The 21,468-nt window shown below is 74.2% G+C and carries 12 protein-coding genes, 2 rRNA genes and 21 pseudogenes; 34 read left to right on the forward strand and 1 reads right to left on the reverse strand.

The window, feature by feature from the left end; all coding sequences use genetic code 11:
- The 17 genes and pseudogenes from UK94_RS06835 to UK94_RS42215 all read left to right on the forward strand — a co-directional run.
- Nucleotides 1–114: ribosomal RNA gene (locus UK94_RS06835) — 23S ribosomal RNA — on the forward strand; the annotation flags it as partial.
- A gap of 75 nt (nucleotides 115–189) precedes the next feature.
- A 5S ribosomal RNA gene (rrf, locus tag UK94_RS06840) occupies nucleotides 190–306 on the forward strand.
- A gap of 177 nt (nucleotides 307–483) precedes the next feature.
- A partial coding sequence (locus UK94_RS42170; protein WP_235486958.1) for a hypothetical protein occupies nucleotides 484–823 on the forward strand: 340 nt, incomplete at its 3' end.
- Nucleotides 824–836: 13 nt separating this feature from the next.
- Nucleotides 837–944 (forward strand): annotated as a pseudogene (locus UK94_RS42180) (hypothetical protein); the annotation flags it as partial.
- A gap of 13 nt (nucleotides 945–957) precedes the next feature.
- Nucleotides 958–1,479, forward strand: a pseudogene (locus tag UK94_RS42185) (methylmalonyl-CoA mutase); the annotation flags it as partial.
- Between the two features lies 1 nt (nucleotide 1,480).
- Nucleotides 1,481–1,931 (forward strand): annotated as a pseudogene (locus UK94_RS42190) (methylmalonyl-CoA mutase); the annotation flags it as partial.
- Between the two features lie 44 nt (nucleotides 1,932–1,975).
- Nucleotides 1,976–2,993: pseudogene (locus UK94_RS42195) on the forward strand (methylmalonyl-CoA mutase family protein); the annotation flags it as partial.
- Between the two features lies 1 nt (nucleotide 2,994).
- Nucleotides 2,995–3,909, forward strand: a pseudogene (locus tag UK94_RS42200) (methylmalonyl-CoA mutase family protein); the annotation flags it as partial.
- Nucleotides 3,910–4,094: 185 nt separating this feature from the next.
- Nucleotides 4,095–4,315 (forward strand): annotated as a pseudogene (locus UK94_RS75830) (MarR family transcriptional regulator); the annotation flags it as partial.
- Between the two features lies 1 nt (nucleotide 4,316).
- A pseudogene (locus UK94_RS42205) lies at nucleotides 4,317–4,370 on the forward strand (MarR family transcriptional regulator); the annotation flags it as partial.
- Between the two features lies 1 nt (nucleotide 4,371).
- A pseudogene (locus tag UK94_RS73010) lies at nucleotides 4,372–4,601 on the forward strand (MarR family transcriptional regulator); the annotation flags it as partial.
- Between the two features lie 163 nt (nucleotides 4,602–4,764).
- On the forward strand, nucleotides 4,765–6,261 hold the full coding sequence (gene mftF, locus UK94_RS06855) for a mycofactocin biosynthesis glycosyltransferase MftF (RefSeq protein ID WP_235486960.1): 1,497 nt from the start codon (nucleotides 4,765–4,767) through the stop codon (nucleotides 6,259–6,261).
- Nucleotides 6,258–7,460: a cysteine desulfurase family protein gene (locus UK94_RS06860; protein ID WP_011606930.1), complete on the forward strand. Its 1,203-nt coding sequence runs from the start codon at nucleotides 6,258–6,260 to the stop codon at nucleotides 7,458–7,460. Before mftF ends, UK94_RS06860 begins: the two co-directional genes overlap by 4 nt.
- A 69-nt stretch (nucleotides 7,461–7,529) precedes the next feature.
- A complete protein-coding gene (mnmA, locus tag UK94_RS06865) occupies nucleotides 7,530–8,588 on the forward strand; it encodes a tRNA 2-thiouridine(34) synthase MnmA (protein WP_011606929.1) in 1,059 nt (352 codons plus the stop codon).
- 62 nt (nucleotides 8,589–8,650) lie between these two features.
- Nucleotides 8,651–9,724 (forward strand): methionine synthase, encoded by a 1,074-nt coding sequence (locus UK94_RS06870; protein ID WP_055749154.1) that lies wholly within the window; start codon nucleotides 8,651–8,653, stop codon nucleotides 9,722–9,724.
- A partial coding sequence (gene ligA, locus UK94_RS42210) for an NAD-dependent DNA ligase LigA (protein WP_235486833.1) occupies nucleotides 9,721–11,105 on the forward strand: 1,385 nt, incomplete at its 3' end. The genes UK94_RS06870 and ligA, both read left to right, overlap by 4 nt.
- A gap of 1 nt (nucleotide 11,106) precedes the next feature.
- A pseudogene (locus tag UK94_RS42215) lies at nucleotides 11,107–12,027 on the forward strand (helix-hairpin-helix domain-containing protein); the annotation flags it as partial.
- A gap of 613 nt (nucleotides 12,028–12,640) precedes the next feature.
- Here the strand turns inward: UK94_RS42215 and UK94_RS42220 are convergent.
- Nucleotides 12,641–12,772, reverse strand: a pseudogene (locus UK94_RS42220) (ACT domain-containing protein); the annotation flags it as partial.
- A gap of 340 nt (nucleotides 12,773–13,112) precedes the next feature.
- Here UK94_RS42220 and gatC point away from each other — a divergent pair.
- The 17 genes and pseudogenes from gatC to UK94_RS42285 all read left to right on the forward strand — a co-directional run.
- Entirely contained in the window at nucleotides 13,113–13,409 is a 297-nt protein-coding gene (gene gatC, locus UK94_RS06885) for an Asp-tRNA(Asn)/Glu-tRNA(Gln) amidotransferase subunit GatC (protein ID WP_011606924.1), read from the forward strand.
- 13 nt (nucleotides 13,410–13,422) lie between these two features.
- Nucleotides 13,423–14,515: amidase family protein (locus UK94_RS06890; RefSeq protein ID WP_235486837.1), on the forward strand; the 1,093-nt coding region annotated here is incomplete at its 3' end.
- A 1-nt stretch (nucleotide 14,516) separates the two neighbouring features.
- Nucleotides 14,517–14,728: pseudogene (locus UK94_RS42225) on the forward strand (amidase family protein); the annotation flags it as partial.
- A 1-nt stretch (nucleotide 14,729) separates the two neighbouring features.
- A pseudogene (locus UK94_RS42230) lies at nucleotides 14,730–14,841 on the forward strand (hypothetical protein); the annotation flags it as partial.
- A gap of 1 nt (nucleotide 14,842) precedes the next feature.
- Nucleotides 14,843–14,982, forward strand: a pseudogene (locus tag UK94_RS42235) (hypothetical protein); the annotation flags it as partial.
- A 94-nt stretch (nucleotides 14,983–15,076) separates the two neighbouring features.
- Nucleotides 15,077–15,379: a hypothetical protein gene (locus UK94_RS06895; RefSeq protein WP_055749157.1), complete on the forward strand. Its 303-nt coding sequence runs from the start codon at nucleotides 15,077–15,079 to the stop codon at nucleotides 15,377–15,379.
- 43 nt (nucleotides 15,380–15,422) lie between these two features.
- On the forward strand, nucleotides 15,423–15,553 hold a 131-nt coding region (locus UK94_RS42240), incomplete at its 3' end, for a hypothetical protein (RefSeq protein WP_235486963.1).
- 1 nt (nucleotide 15,554) lies between these two features.
- Nucleotides 15,555–15,605, forward strand: a pseudogene (locus tag UK94_RS42245) (hypothetical protein); the annotation flags it as partial.
- 1 nt (nucleotide 15,606) lies between these two features.
- Nucleotides 15,607–16,940: pseudogene (gatB, locus tag UK94_RS06900) on the forward strand (Asp-tRNA(Asn)/Glu-tRNA(Gln) amidotransferase subunit GatB); the annotation flags it as partial.
- A gap of 585 nt (nucleotides 16,941–17,525) precedes the next feature.
- Nucleotides 17,526–19,355: a penicillin-binding transpeptidase domain-containing protein gene (locus UK94_RS06905; RefSeq protein ID WP_055749159.1), complete on the forward strand. Its 1,830-nt coding sequence runs from the start codon at nucleotides 17,526–17,528 to the stop codon at nucleotides 19,353–19,355.
- Nucleotides 19,356–19,617: 262 nt separating this feature from the next.
- Nucleotides 19,618–19,743, forward strand: a pseudogene (locus UK94_RS73015) (hypothetical protein); the annotation flags it as partial.
- Between the two features lies 1 nt (nucleotide 19,744).
- Nucleotides 19,745–19,833 (forward strand): annotated as a pseudogene (locus UK94_RS42255) (hypothetical protein); the annotation flags it as partial.
- 10 nt (nucleotides 19,834–19,843) lie between these two features.
- On the forward strand, nucleotides 19,844–19,950 hold a 107-nt coding region (locus UK94_RS42260), incomplete at both ends, for a thiamine pyrophosphate-binding protein (protein WP_235486967.1).
- 15 nt (nucleotides 19,951–19,965) lie between these two features.
- Nucleotides 19,966–20,346 (forward strand): annotated as a pseudogene (locus UK94_RS42270) (thiamine pyrophosphate-binding protein); the annotation flags it as partial.
- Nucleotide 20,347: 1 nt separating this feature from the next.
- Nucleotides 20,348–21,010, forward strand: a pseudogene (locus UK94_RS42275) (thiamine pyrophosphate-dependent enzyme); the annotation flags it as partial.
- 1 nt (nucleotide 21,011) lies between these two features.
- A pseudogene (locus UK94_RS42280) lies at nucleotides 21,012–21,063 on the forward strand (hypothetical protein); the annotation flags it as partial.
- A 1-nt stretch (nucleotide 21,064) separates the two neighbouring features.
- A pseudogene (locus UK94_RS42285) lies at nucleotides 21,065–21,458 on the forward strand (thiamine pyrophosphate-dependent enzyme); the annotation flags it as partial.
- Nucleotides 21,459–21,468: the final 10 nt, after the last annotated feature.

Genomic DNA, 21,468 nt, shown 5'->3' on the forward strand with positions numbered 1-21,468 from the left:
CCCACAGGGTAGCCTGGTAAGGCCCCCGACTAGATGATCGGGTTGATAGGCCGGAGGTGGAAGTGCGGTGACGCATGGAGCTGACCGGTACTAATAGGCCGAGGGCTTGTCTTCGAAGGTGCTACGCGTCCACTGTGCGGTTCCCAGCTGTATGGCCGGCTGGGTGCTGGTTGTATAGTTGAATAGTGTTTCGGTGGTTTTGGCGAAGGGGAAACGCCCGGTCTCATTCCGAACCCGGAAGCTAAGCTCTTCAGCGCCGATGGTACTGCATGGGGGACTGTGTGGGAGAGTAGGACGCCNCCGGACTTACACAAAGTGTGGGGTTGCCTTTCGAGGCAACCCCACACTTGTATTTGGGGCGCTTTTAGGGCCTTGCGGGCCCTACCTTCCGCGCCCGGCCCTTCGGCCGGAGTCCACCCGTTACCCGAGCCGGCCCCCCGAACACTTCGTGGCGGCCCCGGCTCCGGATGCCTGCCGCGCCCCGTGTCCGACTGCTGTCGCAGCCCTGCCCTCATCGACGCTGGCCGTAGTGGCACCTGTCGGATGGACGTCCTACTATCGGAAGTCGAAAGGCTGTGGGCCGGGTACGCCGGCCCGTCCGTTCTCCCCGGGAGCCGCTCGATGTCATCCGACGCCCAGCAGGACACGGCAGGTCTGCATGTCCCCGTCCATCCAGTCCGGATCGTCACGGCGGCCGCGCTGTTCGACGGGCATGACGCGGCGATCAACATCATGCGTCGGCTGCTGCAGGCCCAGGGGGCGGAGGTGATCCACCTCGGCCACGACCGTGGCGTCGACGAGGTGGTGACCGCGGCGATCCAGGNGGACGCCCAGGNCATCGCCCTTTCCTCCTACCAGGGCGGCCATGTCGAGTACTTCAGCTACCTCATCGAGCGGCTCCGGGAACGCGGTGCGGGCGACATCCGCGTCTTCGGCGGGGGCGGNGGGGNGATCGTNCCGGCCGAGATCGAGCTGCTGCACTCCCGCGGCGTCGCCCGGATCTTCTCCCCGCAGGACGGCCAGGCGATGGGCCTCGCCCGTATGATCAACACGATCATCGCCGGCTGCGACGTCGACCTCGCCGGGGACGGTCCGAAGCTCGAGGAGGTCATCGGCGGCGAACAGGGCGCGCTCGCCCGGGCGATCACGGTGCTCGAGGCCGATCGGGACGGTGGGCTGGCGGCAGCGCTGCGCGAGGAGGCCGATCGGCGGCCGGCCGTGCCCGTGCTGGGCATCACCGGCACCGGCGGCTCCGGGAAGTCCTCGCTGACCGATGAGCTGCTGCGCCGCTTCCGCCTCGACCAGGGCGACGCGCTGCGCATCGCCGTGCTGGCCGTCGATCCGAGCCGCCGGCGCGGTGGTGGGGCGTTGCTCGGCGACCGGATCCGGATGAACGCTCTGGGCGAGTCCGACGCCGGCGAGGTCTTCTTCCGCTCCCTGGCCACCCGGGCGGCAGGCAGCGAGGTTCCCCCCTCCGTGNCGGGGGCGATCGCGGCCTGTAAGGCGGCGGGGTACGACCTGGTGATCGTCGAGACCCCCGGTATCGGGCAGGGCGACGCGGCGATCGTGCCCCACTGCGACGTCTCCCTGTACGTGATGACACCGGAGTACGGTGCGGCCTCGCAGCTCGAGAAGATCGACATGCTCGACTTCGCCGACGTGGTCGCGGTGAACAAGTTCGAGCGTCGCGGCGCCGAGGACGCCCGCCGCGACGTCGCCCGCCAGCTCGTGCGCAACCGGGAGGCGTTCGACCGGTCCTGGGAGGACATGCCGGTCTTCGGTACCTCCGCGGCCCGCTTCCAGGACGACGGGGTTACCGCCCTCTACCAGCATCTGCTCGGCCTGCTCCGCGACGTCGGCCTGCCGACGCGGCCCGGCGTGCTGCCCGCTGTCGAGGTGCGCGCCGCCACGGGGCTGACGACCATCGTCCCNCCGGCGAGGGCCCGATACCTGGCCGAGATCGCCGAGACGGTGNGCGGCTACCACGCGGAGACCGAGCGGCAGGCCCAGCTCGCCCGCCGCCGCGAGCACCTGACCACCGCACTCGACGCCGTGGGTACCTCCTCGGCAGAGGCCGGCGCCCTCACCGCCCTGCGCGACGAGGCGGGTGCGGCGCTGGCGCCGTGGGCGCGGGAGCTGCTCGAACGGTGGCCGGCGATCGTGGCCGAGCGGCAGGGCGATCAGCTCTCCTACACGGTGCGCGGGACCGAGATCCGCACTCCGCTGCGTCGCGTGACCCTCGCCGGCAGCCAGGTCTCCCGCGTCGCGGTGCCGGCCATCGACGACGACGCCCGGCTGGTGCGGTTCCTGCGCCGGGAGAACCTGCCGGGATACTTCCCGTTCACCGCGGGGGTGTTCCCGTTCAAGCGTGCCGGGGAGGCGCCGGCGCGGATGTTCGCCGGGGAGGGGGACGCGTTCCGGACGAACCGGCGCTTCCACCTGCTGTCCGCCGGGTCGCCGGCGACGCGGCTGTCCACGGCCTTCGACTCGGTCACCCTCTACGGTCGCGACCCGGCCCCCCGACCCGACGTCTATGGCAAGGTCGGCACGTCGGGTGTGTCGATCGCGACCCTGGACGACATGACGGCCCTGTTCGACGGGTTCGATCTCGGTGACCCGGCGACCAGCGTGTCCATGACGATCAACGGCCCGGCGCCGGCCATCCTCGCGATGTTCCTGACCACCGCGATCGACCAGCGGCTGGCCGCGTTCGTCGACGAGCGCGGCCGCGAGCCGCGTGACGACGAGGCCGCCGAGGTCACCGCCGGCGCGCTCGCAACCGTGCGGGGCACGGTCCAGGCCGACATCCTCAAGGAGGACCAGGGGCAGAACACCTGCATCTTCTCCACCGAGTTCGCGCTGCGGGCGATGGCCGACGTGCAGGAATGGTTCATCGAGCACAACGTCCGCAACTTCTACTCCGTCTCGATCTCCGGCTACCACATCGCCGAGGCCGGCGCGAACCCCATCACGCAGCTCGCCTTCACGCTGGCNAACGGATTCACCTACGTCGAGGCGTATCTCGCCCGAGGAATGCGAATCGACGACTTCGCGCCGAACCTGTCGTTCTTCTTCTCCAACGGGATGGACGCGGAATACACGGTCATCGGGCGGGTGGCGCGGCGAATCTGGGCGGTCGCGATGCGCGAGCGATACGGAGCCGCCCCCCGCTCGCAGATGCTCAAATATCACGTGCAGACCTCCGGCCGGTCACTGCACGCCCAGGAGATGGCGTTCAACGACATCCGCACGACCCTCCAGGCGCTGTGCGCGATCTACGACAACTGCAACAGCCTGCACACGAATGCCTACGACGAGGCCGTGACCACTCCCACCGAGAGCTCGGTGCGCCGTGCGCTCGCCATTCAGGTGGTCATCGATCAGGAATGGGGGCTCGCGGCCAACGAGAACCCCCTGCAGGGGTCGTTCATCGTCGACGAGCTGACCGACCTGGTCGAGGAGGCCGTGCTCGCCGAGTTCGAGCGGATAAGCGACCGCGGAGGCGTTCTGGGTGCGATGGAGACCGGTTATCAGCGGGGTCGGATCCAGGACGAGTCGATGCTCTACGAGCGCCGTAAGCACGACGGCACGCTGCCGATCGTCGGGGTCAACACCTTCCTCGCGCCCGACCGTGCCGCCGACGACCCGGAGCGCGCCGCCGATGCCGCCGGCCCCCTGGAGCTGGCCCGGGCCACCGAGGACGAGAAGCGTTCCCAGCTCGCCCGCCTGACCGACTTCCAGCGCCGGCACGCCGCCGAGGCCGAGGCCGCCCTGGCCGAGCTGCGCGCGGTTGCCGCCGGCACGGGAAACACCTTCGCGGCGTTGATGAAGGCGGTCCGGGTCTGCTCGCTCGGTCAGATCACCCAGGCGTTCTTCGACGTGGGCGGCCAGTATCGGCGCAATGTCTGACATTCCCGCACGGGGTGGCGCCGCACGGTGCGCTGAGGGTGGCGACCCGTAATCTCCGGGTACGCATGAGTCTTTGCCTGCACGTGGCGTCCTGGGGTGCAATGGACGCCGGCCGTCATCTGGGCGGTCCCCGGCCATGTCGGCCGGGTGGGAGACATCCCCTNAAGTGCAGGAGCGTCCAAACCGTGGCCACCCCCAAACCGCTGCCCACCGATCCCATAGCGGAGGCCCACCGGCACTGGACCGCGCACGGCTGGGGCTCGGTGGCGGACGGGATGGCGGCGGTCACGTCACTGATGCGTGCCCAGCAGATCATGCTGGCCCGGGTCGACGAGGTCCTGCGCCCGCTCGATCTGACCTTCGCCCGGTACGAGCTGCTGATGCTGCTGTTGTTCTCCCGAAGGGGNGCGCTGCCGCTTAACAAGATCGGTAGTCGGCTTCAGGTCCATCCGACCAGCATCNCCAGCGCGGTCGACCGCCTGGAGGCCCGCGGCCAGGTTCGCCGCAACCCGCATCCCACCGACCGCCGCGCCATTCTCGCCGAGATCACCGAGGAGGGGCGGGCGACGGCCCTCGCCGCGACGGAGAAGCTCAACGACACCGTCTTCGCCGACCCCGGTCTGGGGGACGGGGGTGTGCGGACGCTCATCGACCTGCTCACCGACCTGCGCAGGGCGGCCGGTGACTTCTGAGCCGGCTCGGGTGGCACTGCCGGTGACTTCTGAGCCGGCTCGGGTGGCACTGCCGGCCGCGTTCCGGGTGCAGTGCGATCCCGGCCTGGCGGTCCTGGCGCCGGCGCCCGCCGCCGCGGCGGACGGNGGGATCGTGCTGCTCGGCGGGGCGCCGCTGCGGCTGATGGCACTGTCCGCTGCCGGTGCGCGGGTGTTCGCGGCGCTGCGTGGCGGCGCCACGGTTGGTGCGGCCGGACCCGGTGCGGGGTTGTTGGCGCGCCGGCTCGTCGACGCCGGGCTCGTTCATCCGCTGCCGCCGCGCCGCACGGCGCCGGTGGACACGCCCACCGCGGATGCCGCGGTCGCCGGAGCCGCCGAGCCCGCCGGGGTTGCCGGAGCTGCCGGGGTTGCCGGGACCGGCGGCGGCAGCGAGGTCGCCGGCGCCGGCGGGGTCACGGCCGTCATTCCGGTCCGGGACGGGGCCGGGCGCATCGGCGCGCTGGTCGGCGCACTGCGCGGGCAGTGCACAGAGGTCGTCGTCGTCGACGACGGCTCCCGCGATGGCACCTCGGCCGAGGCCACCGCCGCCGGTGCCCGGGTGATCCGGCACGACCGAGCCCGCGGCCCCGCGGCGGCGCGCACCGCCGGCGCCCGGGCCGCCCGCACCGAGCTGATCGTCTTCTGCGACTGCGACGTGCGGCCCACCGCCGACTGGCTCGACCGCCTCATCGCCCACCTCGCGGACCCGGCGGTCGTCGCCGTCGCGCCGCGGGTCGCCTCGCCGGTGCCGCCGGCGTCGCGCGCCGGCCTGCGGGAACGCTACGAGGCGGGCCGCTCCCCGCTCGATCTCGGGCCGTGGCCGGCGGCGGTGCGCCCCGGAAGCCGGGTGTCGTACGTGCCGTCGGCAGCGCTGCTCCTGCGGCGGGCGCACGCCGCGTTCGACCCGGCGCTGCGCTTCGGTGAGGACGTCGACCTGGTGTGGCGGCTCGTCGGCGCCGGCCACAGCGTCCGGTACGAGCCGACGGCGGTGGTACACCACGATCCGCGGCCGACTTGGTGGGCCTGGGCACGCCAGCGTCACGGCTACGGCTCGTCGGCGGCGGAGCTCGCCCGGCGCCATCCGGGACCGCTGCGGCCGGCCCGGGGAGCGGCGAGCGCGGTGGCGGCGGTGGGCCTGATGGCGCTGCGCCGGGACCGGGGCGGGGCCGCCGTGGTCGGCGCCGTGGCCGCGGGCTCCGTGGCGCTGACCACCGCCCGGCTCGCCCGCCGGCTGGGCCGCACCGACCGTCCCGGCCGCGCCGCGCTGGCCCTGACCGTGCGGGGGCGCCGCCACGCCCTGCTGGCCGCCGCCGAGACATCCCGGCGAACCTGGCTGCCCCTGCTGGCCTGCGCCGGCACGCCGGGTCGGCTGGTCCTGGCCGCGGCGACGCTGCCGTTGGCGCACGAGTGGTGGGTGGCGCGCCCGGCGGTCGGCCTCGTGCCGTACCTGCTCCTGCGCGTCGCCGACGACGCCGCCTACTGCGCCGGCGTCTGGTCCGGCTGCCTGCTGCGGGGCCACCTCGAACCGCTGCTCCCGGTGGCGCCGTCGGTCCCGCGCCGCGGGCAGGCGGGCGGCCGGGGCGGGGGCGAGATCGGCGCGGCGACGTCGCCCGGCCGCGCGCGACTACCCTCTACCGTGTGACCTATCTCGACCACGCGGCGACGACGCCGATGCGACCGGAAGCGCTCGCCGCGTACGCCGCGGTGCTCGCCGACACCGGCAATGCCTCGTCGTTGCATGCCAGCGGCCGCCGGGCCCGCCGCATCGTCGAGGAGTCGCGCGAGACGCTGGCCGGCGTGCTGGGCGCCCGGCCGTCCGACGTGGTGTTCACCGGCGGCGGCACGGAGGGCGACAACCTCGCGCTCAAGGGCCTGTACTGGGCGCGGCGGCGGGCCGAGCCCACCCGGCGCCGGGTGCTCGTCAGCGCGGTCGAGCACCGGGCGGTGCTGGACACCGTGCAGTGGCTGGGCGCCGAGCAGGGCGCCGAGGTGGAGCTGCTCGACGTCGACGCCGCCGGCATGGTGCACCCGGACACCCTCGCCGCCGCCCTGGAGCGCGATCCCGCAGCGGTGGCCCTGGTCTCGGTGATGTGGGCGAACAGCGAGGTCGGCACGGTCGAGCCGGTCGCGGAGCTCGCCGCCGTCGCGCATCGGCACGGGGTGCCGTTCCACACCGACGCGGTGCAGGCGTTCGGCCAGATCCCCGTCGCGGTCGGCGAGGGCGGGCCCGACGCCATCACCGTCAGTGCCCACAAGATCGGCGGGCCGGTCGGGGTCGGCGCACTGGTGGTGCGCCGCGGCCTCGTGCTGGAGCCGTTGACCCATGGCGGCGGCCAGGAACGCGACATCCGCTCCGGGACGCTGAACACCGCCGGGGTGGCGGCGTTCGCGGCCGCGGCGGCGACCGCCTGCGCCCAGGCGCCCCGGGAGGGCGCCCGGTTGGCCGCGCTGCGCGACGACCTCGTCCGCCGCGTTCAGGAGAAGGTGCCGGGCGCCGTGCTCAACGGCGCTGCGCTCGGTGGCGCGCCCGGCGATCCGCAGCGGTTGCCCGGCAACGCCCATCTCACGTTCCCCGGCTGCGAGGGTGACTCGCTGCTGATGCTGCTCGACGCGCGCGGCATCGAGTGTTCGACCGGTTCGGCCTGCTCGGCGGGAGTAGCCCGACCCTCCCACGTGTTGCTGGCCATGGGGGCTGGCGAGGAGCATGCGCGAGGTTCGCTGCGCTTCTCGCTCGGCCACTCGTCGCGCGCCGCCGACGTGGACGCGCTCGTCGAGGCGATCGGGCCGGTGGTGGAGCGGGCGAGCCGCGCCGGCGCGCTCGCGGGGATGACCGGCGCCTGATCCGCGNCGCGAGCGCGGCGTCGCCGGAGGATTCGGGGAACCGAGGGGTTCTGGGGAGGTGCAGGTCTGATGCGGGTGCTCGCCGCCATGTCCGGCGGGGTCGACTCCGCCGTCGCCGCCGCGCGGGCCGTCGACGCCGGCCACGACGTCACCGGCGTCCATCTCGCCCTGTCCCGATCGCCCGAGTCGGACCGGACCGGCGCCCGGGGCTGCTGCACGCTGGAGGACGCCCGCGACGCGCGCCGCGCCGCGGACGTACTGGGCATCCCGTTCTACGTGTGGGACCTGGCCGAGCGGTTCGAGACCGAGGTCATCGACCAGTTCGTGGAGTCCTATGCGGCGGGGCGCACCCCCAACCCGTGCGTGCGCTGCAACGAGCGGATCAAGTTCGCCGCGGTGCTGGACCGGGCGCTCGCCCTCGGCTTCGACGCCGTCGTCACCGGCCACCACGCCCGCCTCGACCCGGACGGCACGCTGCGCCGTTCCGTCGACCCCGCCAAGGACCAGTCCTACGTGCTCGGCACGCTGCGGCCCGAGCAGCTCGGCGCCGCGCGCTTCCCGCTGGGCGACTCCACCAAGGCGCAGGTGCGCCGGGAGGCGGCCGCGCGCGGCCTGGCCGTCGCCGACAAGCCCGACAGCCACGACATCTGCTTCATCTCCGGCGGGGACACCGGCGGCTGGCTGCGGGAGCGGATCGGCTCGCGGCCGGGGCCCATCGTCGACTCCCGGACCGGGCAGACGCTCGGCGAACACGACGGGACCTTCGCCTTCACCGTCGGTCAGCGCCGCGGCCTGCGCCTGGGGCACCCGGCGCCGGACGGGCGCCCCCGCTACGTCCTCGACATCTCCCCGGTGACCTCGACGGTCACCGTCGGCCCGGCGGAGGAGCTCGACATCCGCCGGCTGGTCGCCGACCGCGCGGCCTGGCCGCACGAGGGCGTGGTGACCTGCCAGGCCCAGGTTCGGGCGCACGGCGGGGTCGTGGCCGCCGAGGCCGAGGCGCGCGGCGACGATCTCGTCGTCACCCTCGACACGCCGGTGCGCGGGACCGCGGCGGGTCAGGCCGTCGTGCTCTACGACGGCGACCGGGTGCTCGGAGGGGGTCACATCCGCGTCACCGCCGCGTGAGCGGGCGGCGGGGCTGGGCGGGGAGCCGGGCGACGTCGGCCACAATGGCGGGATGAGGTCCGATGAGCACTGAGGCCGGCCCCGCGCCGCTGTGGCCGGCCGGCGCGGCCACCGGGGTGGGTTCGCTGCCGGGCACCGACCCCGTCGATGCCACGAAGTCGGTGTTCGACGAGCTGCCGGACCTGCCGCACCTGCCGGAGCTGCCGGCCCGCGGGCCCGGCGCCGCGATGATCGGCCGGTCGGCGGCGATCCTGCTCGACCTGCCCGTCGACCTGCAGCCGGCCGGTTGGCGGCTGGTGCCCCGCCCGGGTCTGGACCTGCGCCGTTCCCGGGACCTGCTCCGGCAGGATCTGGACGCCCTGACCGACGTCGCCGCCGACTACTCCGGGCCGCTCAAGGTCGCCGTGGCCGGGCCGTGGACGCTGGCCGCCGAGATCGAGCTGCCCCGCGGGCACAAGGCGCTGTCCGACGCCGGCGCCACCCGGGACCTCGCCGACGCACTCGCCGCCGGTCTGGCCGACCATCTCGGCGACATCGGCCGGCGGGTGCCGGGCGCGCGGCTGATCGTCCAGCTCGACGAGCCGTCGCTGCCGCTGGTGCTGGCCGGTCGGGTGCGTACCCCCAGCGGCTTCTCGGTGGTGCCGGCTGTCGAGGAGGGCCTGGTGGTGCAGCGGCTGCGTGCCGTCGCCGACGCCACCCGCGCGCTGCCCGGCGTCGCCGGGGTCGGGGTGCACTGCTGCGCGGCGGACGTGCCGCTGGCGGCGCTGCGCGACGCCGGGGTGGATTTCGTCGGCCTCGACGCGGCCCTGCTGACCCGCGCGCTGGACGACGCGGTCGGCGAGCTCGTGGAGGCCGGGGTGCGCCTGATCGCGGGCCTGATCGCCACCGGCGCCTCGGTGCCCACCGGCGGCTCGGTGGCCACCGGCGGCGGGTCGGCGAAACTGTCGGACGTCCGCCGTACCGTCGAGCCCGTCACTGCACTGTGGAGCCGGCTCGGATTCCGGCCCGAACAGCTCGGGGAGGTGGTCGCCGTGGCACCCGCGTGCGGCCTTGCGGGATTCGACGTCGGCGCGGCCAGGGCGGTCATGCGGCACTGCCGCCGGGCGGGCCGCGCCCTGGTCGACGCGCCGGCATGAACGCGCCACCGGGCTCCGGCGACGCGGCTGCGTCCGCGCTCGAGGCCGCGTCCCAGGCGGAGGCGTCCGAGGTGGAGGCGTCCGAGGCGGAGGCTGCCTCCGCGGTCGAGGCTGCGTCCGCGGTCGGGGCCGGGGGCGCGGTGCAACCGGCCGTCGCCGCCTCCGTCGCGGACCGGGCCCGCGCCGCCGAGCTCGCCCGCGAGCTGGACGAGCACGCCTACCGGTACTACGTGCTGGACTCGCCGACCGTCTCCGACGCCGAGTACGACCGGCTGATGCGGGAGCTCACCGCGCTCGAGGAGCACCACCCCGAGCTGCGCACCCCGGACTCGCCGACGCAGAAGGTGGCCGGGTCGTACTCGACCCTGTTCACCCCCGTGGAGCATCTCGAGCGGCTGCTGTCGCTGGACAACGTCTTCGACGACGACGAGTTCCACCTGTGGGCCGCGCGCGCGGCACGGGAGACCGAGGTCGACGGCTGGTTGTGCGAGCTGAAGATCGACGGGCTCGCCGTGGACCTGGTTTACGAGGAGGGCCGGCTCGTGCGCGCGGCGACCCGCGGCGACGGGCGCACGGGGGAGGACATCACGCCCAACATCCGCACGCTGGCGAGCGTGCCGACCCGGCTGCGCGGGGCGAGCGTGCCGGAGCTGCTGGAGGTCCGCGGCGAGGTCTTCTTCCCGACCGAGAAGTTCGCCGAGCTCAACGCGTCGTTGGTGGCCGGCGGCGGCAAGCCGTTCGCCAACCCGCGCAACGCGGCCGCCGGGTCGCTGCGCCAGAAGGATCCCCGGGTCACCGCCACCCGCCCGCTCGACATGATCGTCCATGGCCTGGGGGCGCAGCGCGGGTTCGACGCCGCCTCCCAGTCCGCGGCCTACGCCCGGTTCGCCGAGTTCGGGCTGCCCGTCTCGACCCACTTCGAGGTGCTGGCGTCGGTGGGCGACGTGCTGGCGTTCATCCACCGCTGGGGGCGGGCCCGCCACGACGTCGAGCACGAGATCGACGGGGTGGTCGTCAAGGTCGACGCGTTCGCGTTGCAACGCCGGCTCGGGTCGACGTCGAAGGCGCCGCGGTGGGCGGTGGCCTTCAAGTACCCGCCGGAGGAGGTCACGACGAAGCTGCGCGACATCCGGGTGAACGTCGGCCGCACGGGCCGGGTGACCCCGTTCGGCGAGCTCGAACCGGTGCTCGTCGCCGGCTCCACGGTGGGCCTGGCGACCCTGCACAACGTCGACGAGGTCGGCCGCAAGGGCGTCCTGATCGGCGACACGGTCGTGCTGCGCAAGGCCGGCGACGTGATCCCGGAGATCGTCGGCCCCGTCGTCGACCTGCGCGACGGCACCGAGCGCGCCTTCGTCATGCCCACCCACTGCCCCGAGTGNGGCACCGAGCTGGTGCGACCCGAGGGTGAGGTGGACATCCGCTGCCCGAACACCGACGCCTGCCCGGCGCAGCTCCGCGAGTTGATCTTCCACCTTGCCTCGCGGAACGCGCTGGACATCGACGGCCTCGGCTACGAGACGGCGATCGCCCTGCTCGAGGCCGACCGGGTCGGCGACATCGGCGACATCTTCCACCTGACCCCGGAGTCGTTCGAGGGACTGCGCGGCTTCGGTCAGAAGAAGATCGACCAGATCCTGCGCGGCGTCGAGGCGGCCCGCCACCGGCCGCTGTGGCGGCTGCTGGTCGGTCTGTCCATCCGCCACGTCGGGCCGACCGCGGCGCGCGCGCTCGCCCGGGAGCTGCGCTCGCTCGACGCGATCGCCGCCGCCCCCGCCGAGCAGCTCGCCGCCGTCGAGGGCGTCGGTCCGAAGATCGCCAGTGCGGTGGTGGACTGGTTCGCCGACGCCCGCCACCGCGACATCGTCGCCCGCATCGCCGCGGGTGGCGCCTCGCTCGCCGACGCCGGGGCCGCGGAGGGCCCCCGCCCGCTTGACGGCGTCGCGGTGGTCATCACCGGGACGCTCGACGGCTGGAGCCGCGACTCGGCGACCGAGGCGGTGCAGGGCCGCGGCGGCAAGGTCACCGGCTCGGTCAGCAAGAAGACGGCCTTCGTCGTCGTCGGCGCCGATCCGGGGGCGGCCAAGTACGACAAGGCGCGCAGCCTCGGCGTGCCGGTGCTCGACGAGGCCGGGTTCGCCGTGCTGCTCGAACGGGGCGCGGACGCCGCGCGCGAGCGTGCCGTGGCCGCCGACGCCCCGGCTGCCCCGGCCGCGCCGGACACCTCGGGTGGCCAGGGCGCACCGGACGTCGACTCCGCCCGCCGGGCGCAGCGGGCGCAGGATGATGCCCCGCCGGGGTGACCGGGGCGGGGCGCCGGCGGGGGCGCCGTCGGCGTCAGGGGCGGTCCGTTCTGCTCAGGCTCGCCGCGATGCCGGCGAGGTGGGCCAGCCGATCGATCTCGGAGGGGCGGAAGGCCGGGCCACCCGGGCGGCCGATGAGGATGACCAGCCGGTCGCCGCCGACGGGCGCCGCGGCGAGTTCCATGCTGACCGCCTCCCAGCGAGGCGGGAAGGTGCCCTCGGCCGGCCCGATCCGCCGCGCGCGGTCCAGCGGCAGCCAGGGCAGCGGTAACCGCACCCGCTCGGGCACCCCGAGGTCGTCCCCGCCGAGGGTGGGCGCGCCGACCGAGGTCTCCCGCACCCGCACGTCGTCGGCGCCGACGTGTTCGAGCAGCACCGCCCAGTCGGCGTTGAACACGCCCGGGGCCAGTTCCGTCAGGGTCGCCGGGGCGTCGAGGGGCCGCTCGGTCAGCGCGTCGACGAGGTCGAGGTCGCTGGCCACGCCCCCGCCGTCGGCGAGGAACGGCCGCAGCGACTCGACAACCACACCCGGTACCGAGTGGGCCGCGCTCATCGCCCGGTCCGCGAGTCCGCCCGGCGGCAGCATGACGAGCAGGTCGTCCACCGCCCCGGNGGCGGTGCGCTCCACGACGGTGACGCTGACGATGTCGATGCCGGCGGCGCCCAGGGCGGTGGCGACGGCGCCCAGGGTGCCCGGGTGGTCCGGCAACACGACGCGGAGCAGGTACGACATGTAGTTGAGCATGCACAAAGAGTGTGTCGTCGGCATGGCCGACCGGTCACGCCGAGATGACGCGCCGCGCCGCCACCGACCAGGTCAGGGGCCCGGCGGGAGGCGCCGACGGGCCGCCCGCCGCCTGCGCGGGGCCGGCGCGGCCGCCAGGCCGGCGGGACGGGGTCCGTCCCGGTCGCGCCGCGGCCCGTACCATGACATGACGTCGACGCGGCGAAGCGTCCGGTCCGGTTCTCCCCCCCGCGGCCAGCCTCCGGGCGGCCCGGAGTCCCCGGCTTTTCCGGCTGCCGCCCGCGGCACGCACGACCAGTCACGGGCCTCGTGCCCACCGCCCACGAAGGGGCCACACGCAATGGGGATCACGCGGGACGAGGTAGCCCATCTCGCCCGGCTGTCGCGGATGTCGGTGACCGACGACGAGCTCGACGCGCTGGCACCGCAGCTCGAGGCGATCCTGTCGGCGGTCGCCCGGGTCGCCGAGGTCGCTGCGGCGGACATCCCGCCGACCAGTCACGCCGTGCCGCTGACGAACGTCTTCCGCCCGGACGTCGCCCGCCCGTCGCTGCCCGCCGCCGAGGCCCTGGCCGGCGCCCCCGCCACCGAGGACGGCCGCTTCCGGGTGCCCCGCATCCTCGATCCGGACGAGTGAGGTCGCCGCCCGCATGACGGACCACCCGACACCCTCCATCCCGACCACCGTGACCGCCGCGACCGCGCCGGCCACTCCGGTCGCCGCGGCCGACGTCGTGCACCTGACCGCCGCGGCCACGGCGGCGGCGATCGCCGCGGGCGAGCTGAGCGCCGTCGAGGCGACCCAGGCCGCACTCGACCGCATCGCCAAGGTCGACGACACCATCCACGCCTTCCTCCACGTCGACACCGAGGGCGCGCTGGCCGCGGCCCGCTCCGTCGACGAACGCCGCGCCGCCGGGGAGCGGCTCGGCCCGCTCGCCGGGGTGCCGCTGGCGCTCAAGGACGTCCTGACCGCCCGCGGGATGCCGACCACCTGCGGCAGCCGAATCCTCGAGGGCTGGCACGCGCCGTACGACGCGACCGTGGTGGGCCGGCTGCGCGCGGCGGACGTCGTCCTGCTCGGCAAGGTCAACATGGACGAGTTCGCGATGGGCTCGTCCACGGAGAACTCGGCCTACGGGCCGACGCGCAACCCGTGGGACACCACCCGCATCCCCGGCGGCAGCAGCGGCGGCAGCGCGGCCGCGGTCGCCGCCTTCGAGGCGCCGCTGGCGATCGGCACCGACACCGGCGGCTCCATCCGCCAGCCGGCCGCGGTCTGCGGGCTGGTCGGGGTGAAGCCGACCTACGGCGGCGTGAGCCGCTACGGCCTGGTCGCCTTCTCCAGCTCGCTGGACCAGGCCGGCCCGCTGGCCCGCACGGTCACCGACGCGGCGCTGCTGCACGCCGCGATCGCCGGCCACGACCCGCTCGACTCCACCAGCGTGGACGTGCCGGTGCCCGCGGTCGTCGAGGCGGCGGGCCGGCGCGACATCCGCGGCCTGCGGATCGGCGTCGTACGGGAGCTTGCCGGCGAGGGCTACGACCCCGGGGTGCAGGCCGCCTTCGCCGCCGCCGTCGAGACGCTCACCGAGCTTGGCGCCGAGGTCGTCGAGGTGAGCTGCCCGCACTTCACCTACGCGCTGGCGGCCTACTACCTGATCGCGCCGAGCGAGTGCTCGTCCAACCTGGCCCGCTTCGACGCGATGCGGTTCGGGCTGCGGGTCGGCGACGACGGCCAGGNCGGCGCCGAGGAGGTCATGAGCCGCACCCGCGAGGCCGGTTTCGGCCCGGAGGTGAAGCGGCGGATCATTCTCGGCACCTACGCGCTGTCCTCGGGCTACTACGACGCCTACTACGGCCAGGCGCAGAAGGTCCGCACGTTGATCAGCCGGGACTTCGCCGCGGCGTACGAGCGGGTCGACGTGCTGGTCTCGCCGACCACCCCGACCCCGGNGTTCCCGCTCGGGTCGAAGGTGGACGACCCGGTCGCCATGTACCTGTCGGACCTGTGCACCATCCCGTCGAACCTGGCCGGCGGCCCGGCGATGAGCCTGCCCGCGGGCCTGNCCGACGGGCTGCCGGTGGGCATCCAGATCATGGCGCCGCCGTTCGCCGACGATCGGCTCTACCTGGTCGGTGGGGCGTTGGAGGAGGCCCTGGACGCCCAGCGCGGGCACTCGCTGCTCGACGAGGCCCCCGCGCTGTGACCGGCCAGGAGGCGCGGACCGCCCAGGAGGTGCGGACCGGCCGCCAGGAGGTGCGGACCGGACGGGGGACGGGGCAGGACGAAGGGGGTCGGCGATGGTGAGTCTGCGCAGCGGGCGGCAGGACCGTCTGCTGGTCGTCGTGGTCTGGCTGCTGACCGTCGTGGTGCTGGGCCTCGGCATCGCCACGGTGAACCCGATCCTGCTCGTCTGGGGCGTGCTGGGCCTGCCGGCCGCGGTGTTCCTCAGCTACGTGCACCTGCGCGACACCCGCCCGCCCGCCGGACCCGCCGGTCCCGCCGGTCCCGCCGGACCGATTGGCGCTGAGCCCGCCTCCGCCGAGCCCACCTCCGCCGAGCCCGGTTCCGGTGCCGGCTCCGGGGAGGACCCGCTGTCATGACCGGCCGACCCGCGCAACCAGCGACCCACGAGGAGAACCCCCGGTGAGCACTGCGGCTCCCGCCAGCGCGCTGCCCTCCTACGCCGACGCGCTCGCCCGTTACGAGCCGGTGATCGGGTTGGAGACGCACGTCGAGCTCGGCACCGTCTCCAAGATGTTCTGCGGCTGTCCCACNGCCTTCGGCGCCGAGCCCAACACCCAGGTCTGCCCGGTCTGCCTCGGCCTGNCCGGCGCGCTGCCGGTGGTCAACGAGGCGGCGGTGCGGTTCGCCGTCATGATCGGCCTCGCGCTGCACTGCGACATCGCGTCCTGGTGCCGGTTCGCCCGCAAGAACTACTTCTACCCGGACATGCCGAAGAACTTCCAGATCAGCCAGTACGACGAGCCGCTGTGCACGGACGGCTGGCTCGACGTCGAGGTCGACGGCGAGGTGCACCGGGTCGGGATCACCCGCGTGCACATGGAGGAGGACACCGGCAAGTCGCTGCACGTCGGCGGCGCCACCGGTCGCATCCACGGGGCGACCCACTCGCTGGTCGACTACAACCGGGCCGGGATCCCGCTCGTCGAGATCGTCACCGAGCCCGACGTCCGCTCGCCGGAGGTGGCCCGCGCCTACGTCGACGAGCTGCGCGAGCTGATCCGTGCCCTCGACGTGTCCGACGTGCGGATGGAGCAGGGCTCGCTGCGCTGCGACGCGAACGTCTCGCTGCGCCGGCGCCCCGCCCCCGGCGAGCCCGACGCGCCGTTCGGCACCCGCACCGAGACGAAGAACCTCAACTCGCTGCGGTCGGTGGAGCGGGCCGTGCGCTACGAGATCTCCCGCCAGGCCGGGCGGCTCGACGACGGCGAGCGGATCCTGCAGGAGACCCGCCACTTCGACGAGGCGTCCGGGCGGACGTCGCCGGGCCGGTCCAAGGAGGAGGCGACCGACTACCGGTACTTCCCGGAACCGGACCTGACCCCGCTGGCGCTGCCCGAGCAGTACGTCGACGAGCTGCGCGCCGGCCTGCCGGAGCTGCCCGCGGCGCGGCGCGCCCGGCTCGTCGCCGAGCACGGCTACACCGGGCGAGACCTGACGGACATGCGCAACGCCGGCGTGCTGGACCTGGTGGAGCAGACCGTGGCCGCCGGGGCGACCCCCGCCGCGGCGCGCAAATGGTGGCTCAACGAGCTGGCCCGTCGCGCCGCCGACGCCGGCAGCCAGCCGAGCGAGCTCGCGATCAGCCCGGCCGACGTCGCGCGGATCACCGTGCTCGTCGCCGGCGGCGAGCTCACCGACGCGCTCGCCCGCAAGGTCATCGACGGAGTGCTGGCGGGGGAGGGCACCCCGGACGAGGTCGTCGCCGGGCGCGGCCTCGCCGTCGTCGCGGACGACGGAGCGCTCACCGCGGCGGTCGACGCCGCCATCGCCGCGGCGCCGGACATCGCCGAGAAGGTCCGCGGCGGCAAGGTCAACGCCGTTGGCCCCCTCGTCGGCGCGGTGATGAAGGCGATGCGAGGCCAGGCGGACGCGGCGAGCGTGCGCGGCCTGCTGCTGGAGCGCCTCGGCGCGTCCTGACCGCCGGGACGAGCGGGCCCGCAGCGGCGGGCCTGTTCTGCACGGTCGAGGAGTGGGCCCGGACCGCGGGGGGCCGGCAGGTTGCGGTGCGTTCTGCACGGTCTGAGCCGGCGGACCGTACTCGGCGTGCCGCATCCGTTGTCCCGTGTACCGCCCCCGGCGGCCGTCGCCGCGCTTGCCCGCCCGCCCGCGCCAACCCCGCGTCGGGCGCCTTCGTCGGTGACCGGGGGCTGCGGCGGGCCCGGGTCGTCGGCGACGCCGTCCGGGGCCGCTCCGGCCTGTGCGGGTCGCTCGATATGATCGCTCTCGCGGTCATCGTGGGGCCTTGCGCTTTTTCGTGGCCGACAATCCCGATTCGGGGGATGTCGCCCGGTTGGGCGTAGTCATTCGGGTTCGGGGTGTCAGGCGCGGGTGCCGAAGGTTGCCCCGGCGTAGCCCGGGCCCGGGAAGACCACGTTTTCCGTCCGTGTNGGACCCGCGTGTCGAGTTGCCGACGCCGACCGGCGCGTCGGATGCGCAGTGCCGGAGGCCTTCGTAGGGTGGGTCTCCGATCGGGCAGTCGTCTGCGAGGGGAGGCGTCTCGTCATGCCCCTCACTCCGTCCGGATTCACCGCGTCGACCTCGCGCCGCCGTGGCCGTGGCCGGCGCCGGGCGATCATCGCCGCCGTGGTGGTCGTCGTCCTGGCCGCCGCCAGCGGGGTCGGCTACGTCCTGAAGAACCGGTCCGACGAGCGGGCGGCCGACCACCGGGCCCAGGCCGCGGCCGCGGCCTACCTCGTCGCCTGGCGAACCCTCACCACCACCGGCGGGACGGCGACCCGCACCCCGGCCGGCTCGGCGTCCGCGGCCGGGGCAGTCCCGGGCGGCGGGAGCGGCGCGGCCGCGTCACCGGCCGCGGCCGGTGCGGGTGCGGGTGCCGGAGCCAGCGGGTCAGCCGCGGCCGGCAACCGTGACGGGGCCGGTCGGGCCGCGGTGAGCGCGGTGACCGTGCCCGGCAGCATCGACGTGGCCGCCCTGCTGACCGCGATGGCCGACGTGCGGGATCGGCTCCTGGTCACCGGCGCCACCTACACCGCGGGGTCGATCGACCGCAACGGCACGACGGCGACCGCGCCCTACCTGGCCCGACTCGACCTGTCCGGCCTGCCGGCGCCGCTGGAGTACGCGGGCGTGCTGAACCTCGTCGACACCGGCCGGGGCTGGAAGGTCCGGGCGGAGCCGGCGTCCGTGCATCCCGCCCTGCGCCCCGGGCTGCACCTGGACCGGACCGCCTCGACCGGCCACCGCGGCGACCTGCTCGCCGCCGACGGCCAGCCGCTGCGCGACTCCGGGGACCTCGCCAGCAACCTCGTCGGCCGCACCGATCCGCTGTCCGGGTTGCAGCGCGTCTACGACGACCGGCTGCGCGCCCAGGGCGGCGCCGTGGTCGTGCGCGACGCGCGGGGCACCACCGTCCAGACGCTGCACACCTACCCGATGACCGACGGCGAGTCGGTCCGCACGACCCTCGACCTGCGGGTCCAGCAGGCCGCCGAGACGGCGCTCGCGACCGCCGCCCGACCCACCGCGGCGATGGTCGCCGTCGACACCCGCACCGGCGGCGTGCTGGCGCTGGCGAACCACCCGCCGAGCGGGGCGAGCCGCGCCGTGCGCGGCAAGTACCCGCCGGGCTCCACCTTCAAGATCGTGACGGCCACCGCCGCGCTGATGAACGGCAAGTCGGCGAACACCCCGCTGGACTGCACCCAGACGGTCAGCGTGGGCGGGCGGACCTTCCAGAACTCCGAGTCCGAGCAGTTCGGGCCCATCCCGCTGCGGACCGCTTTCGCCAAGAGCTGCAACACCGCCTTCATCCGGCTGGAGGAGTCGCTGCCGTCCGACGCGCTGGAGAAGGCCGCCGCGCTCTACGGCTTCGACGGCCGGGCGCCGCTGGACATCGCCAGCGTCGGCGGGAGCTTCCCGACCCCGCGCGACTCGGTCGAGTCCGCCTCGGCGTCGATCGGACAGGCCCGCATCGAGGCCTCGCCCCTGCAGATGGCGAGCGTGGCGGCGGCCGTCGCCAGCGGCACCTGGCGCCAGCCGTTCGTCACCGGCCAGCCGGCGCGCAGCAACGCCATCCCGCCCGCGGTGCTCCCGCCGCTGCGGGACTTCATGCGGGCCGTCGTCACCGAGGGGACCGCCGCGAGTGTGCCGATGCCCGGCGAGGTCCATGGCAAGACCGGCACGGCCGAGTACGCCGACGGCGACCCGCCGCCCACCCACGCCTGGTTCGTCGGTTACCGAGGTGACGTGGCCTTCGCCGTCGTCGTCGAGGACGGCGGCTTCGGCGCCGAGACGGCGGCCCCGGTCGCCGCCCGCTTCCTGACCGCGCTCGACGGCGGCGCGGTGGCCGCGCCCGGCTCCGGCGGCCGCTGATCCGCAGGTCGCGGCCCCGCCGGCAGGAGCTGCGGGGCGGCGACCTGCGGTCGCTGCTTGACGTACGGCCCGAACTCCGGCACGGTATGTCTGTGCACAGTCAGATTCTCGTACGTTCAGAGCGCGCGTAGTCGACGATCTCGACCCCGTGCGCCGCCCCTCAGTGCCCTAGGCACGAGGGGCTTTTTCGTGCCCAGCCCAGTTTCGTGATCCAGCACAGTTTCGTGATCCAGCCCCATTGCGCGCGCCCCCGCGTTCCGCNCGCCGAGACCACCCGCTGTCGCAGATTCCCGGCCTGTCAAGGAAGACGCCCAGATGACACGAGAGATCACCGGAGCCCAGTCGCTCGTCCACTCGCTCGAAGCGGTCGGAGCCGATGTGGTCTTCGNCATCCCCGGCGGCGCGATCCTGCCCGCCTACGACCCGTTGTTCGACTCCACCCGGGTGCGCCACATCCTCGTCCGTCACGAGCAGGGTGNCGGCCACGNGGCCGAGGGGTACGCGCAGGCCACCGGGCGGGTGGGGGTGTGCATGGCGACGTCCGGCCCGGGGGCGACGAACCTGGTCACCCCGATCGCGGACGCCTACATGGACTNGGTGCCGATGGTCNCGATCACCGGGCAGGTGGCCAGCGCCGCGATCGGGACGGACGCCTTCCAGGAGGCGGACATCTGCGGCATCACCCTGCCCATCACCAAGCACAACTTCCTCGTCCAGTCCGTCGACGACATCCCGCGGACGATCGCCGAGGCGTTCCACCTGGCGGGCACCGGGCGCCCCGGTCCCGTCCTGGTCGACCTGCCCAAGGACATCCTGCAGTCGGTCACGTCGGTGCTGCCGCACGAGATCTGGCCCCCCACGCTCGACCTGCCCGGCTACCGCCCGATCACCCGGCCGCACAACAAGCAGGTGCGGGAGGCGGCGAAGCTGATCAGCGCGTCCCGGCGTCCGGTGCTGTACATCGGCGGCGGCGTGCTCAAGGCGCGCGCCGNCGCGGAGCTGCGCACGCTGGCGGAGATGACCGGCATCCCGGTGGTCACCACGCTGATGGCCCGCGGCGCCTTCCCCGACTCGCACCCCCAGCACCTGGGCATGCCCGGCATGCACGGCTCGGTCGCGGCGGTGACCGCGCTGCAGAAGGCGGACCTGCTCATCACCCTCGGCGCCCGCTTCGACGACCGGGTCACCGGCCGGCTGGCCTCGTTCGCGCCGAAGGCCGCGATCATCCACGCCGACATCGACCCCGCCGAGATCGGCAAGAACCGGACCGCCGACGTGCCCATCGTCGGTGACTGCCGAGAGGTGATCAACGAGCTGATCGCCGCCCTGGCCGCCGAGCCCCGCCCGGAGCTCGACGCCTGGTGGCACACCCTGGACGGCTGGCGGCGCACCTACCCGCTGGGCTACGACACCCCGGCCGACGGCTCCCTGGCCCCGCAGCATGTCATCGAGCGGCTCGGCCGCATCTCGGGCCCGGAGACGATCTTCGCGGCCGGGGTCGGTCAGCACCAGATGTGGGCCGCCCAGTTCATCTCCTACGAGCACCCCTACACCTGGCTGAACTCCGGTGGCGCCGGGACGATGGGCTTCGCCGTTCCGGCGGCGATGGGCGCCAAGGTCGGCCGCCCGGACACCACCGTGTGGGCGATCGACGGNGACGGCTGCTTCCAGATGACCAACCAGGAGCTCGCCACCTGCGCACTGGAGGNCATCCCGATCAAGGTCGCGGTCATCAACAACGGCTCGCTCGGCATGGTCCGGCAGTGGCAGACCCTGTTCTACGACAAGCGCTACTCGAACACCGAGCTCGGCACGCACCCGGGGTCGCCGCGGACCGGGGTCAAGCGGGTGCCCGACTTCGTCCGCCTCGCCGAGGCGCTCGGCTGCGTCGGTCTGCGCTGCGACTCGGCCGCCGAGGTCGACGCGACGATCGAGAAGGCGATGGCGATCGACGACGCCCCCGTGGTCGTGGACTTCGTCGTCCACCCCGACGCCATGGTCTGGCCGATGGTCGCCGCCGGCGCGAGCAACGACGAGATCCGGGTCGCCCGCGATCTCGCGCCCGACTTCGACTACTCCGGGGACGCCGAGGTGAACCTGTGACGGCCCCCGA

The organism is Frankia sp. AvcI1 (genome assembly GCF_001420875.1).
Taxonomy (GTDB): domain Bacteria; phylum Actinomycetota; class Actinomycetes; order Frankiales; family Frankiaceae; genus Frankia; species Frankia alni.

Excerpts from the sequence above, each read along its gene's own strand:
- UK94_RS06870 (WP_055749154.1), top strand. The coding sequence starts at position 8,651 with ATGAGCACTGAGGCCGGCCCCGCGCCGCTGTGGCCGGCCGGCGCGGCC.
- mnmA (WP_011606929.1), top strand. The coding sequence starts at position 7,530 with ATGCGGGTGCTCGCCGCCATGTCCGGCGGGGTCGACTCCGCCGTCGCC.
- UK94_RS06895 (WP_055749157.1), top strand. The coding sequence starts at position 15,077 with ATGGTGAGTCTGCGCAGCGGGCGGCAGGACCGTCTGCTGGTCGTCGTG.
- gatC (WP_011606924.1), top strand. The coding sequence starts at position 13,113 with ATGGGGATCACGCGGGACGAGGTAGCCCATCTCGCCCGGCTGTCGCGG.
- mftF (WP_235486960.1), top strand. The coding sequence starts at position 4,765 with ATGGCACTGTCCGCTGCCGGTGCGCGGGTGTTCGCGGCGCTGCGTGGC.
- UK94_RS06905 (WP_055749159.1), top strand. The coding sequence starts at position 17,526 with ATGCCCCTCACTCCGTCCGGATTCACCGCGTCGACCTCGCGCCGCCGT.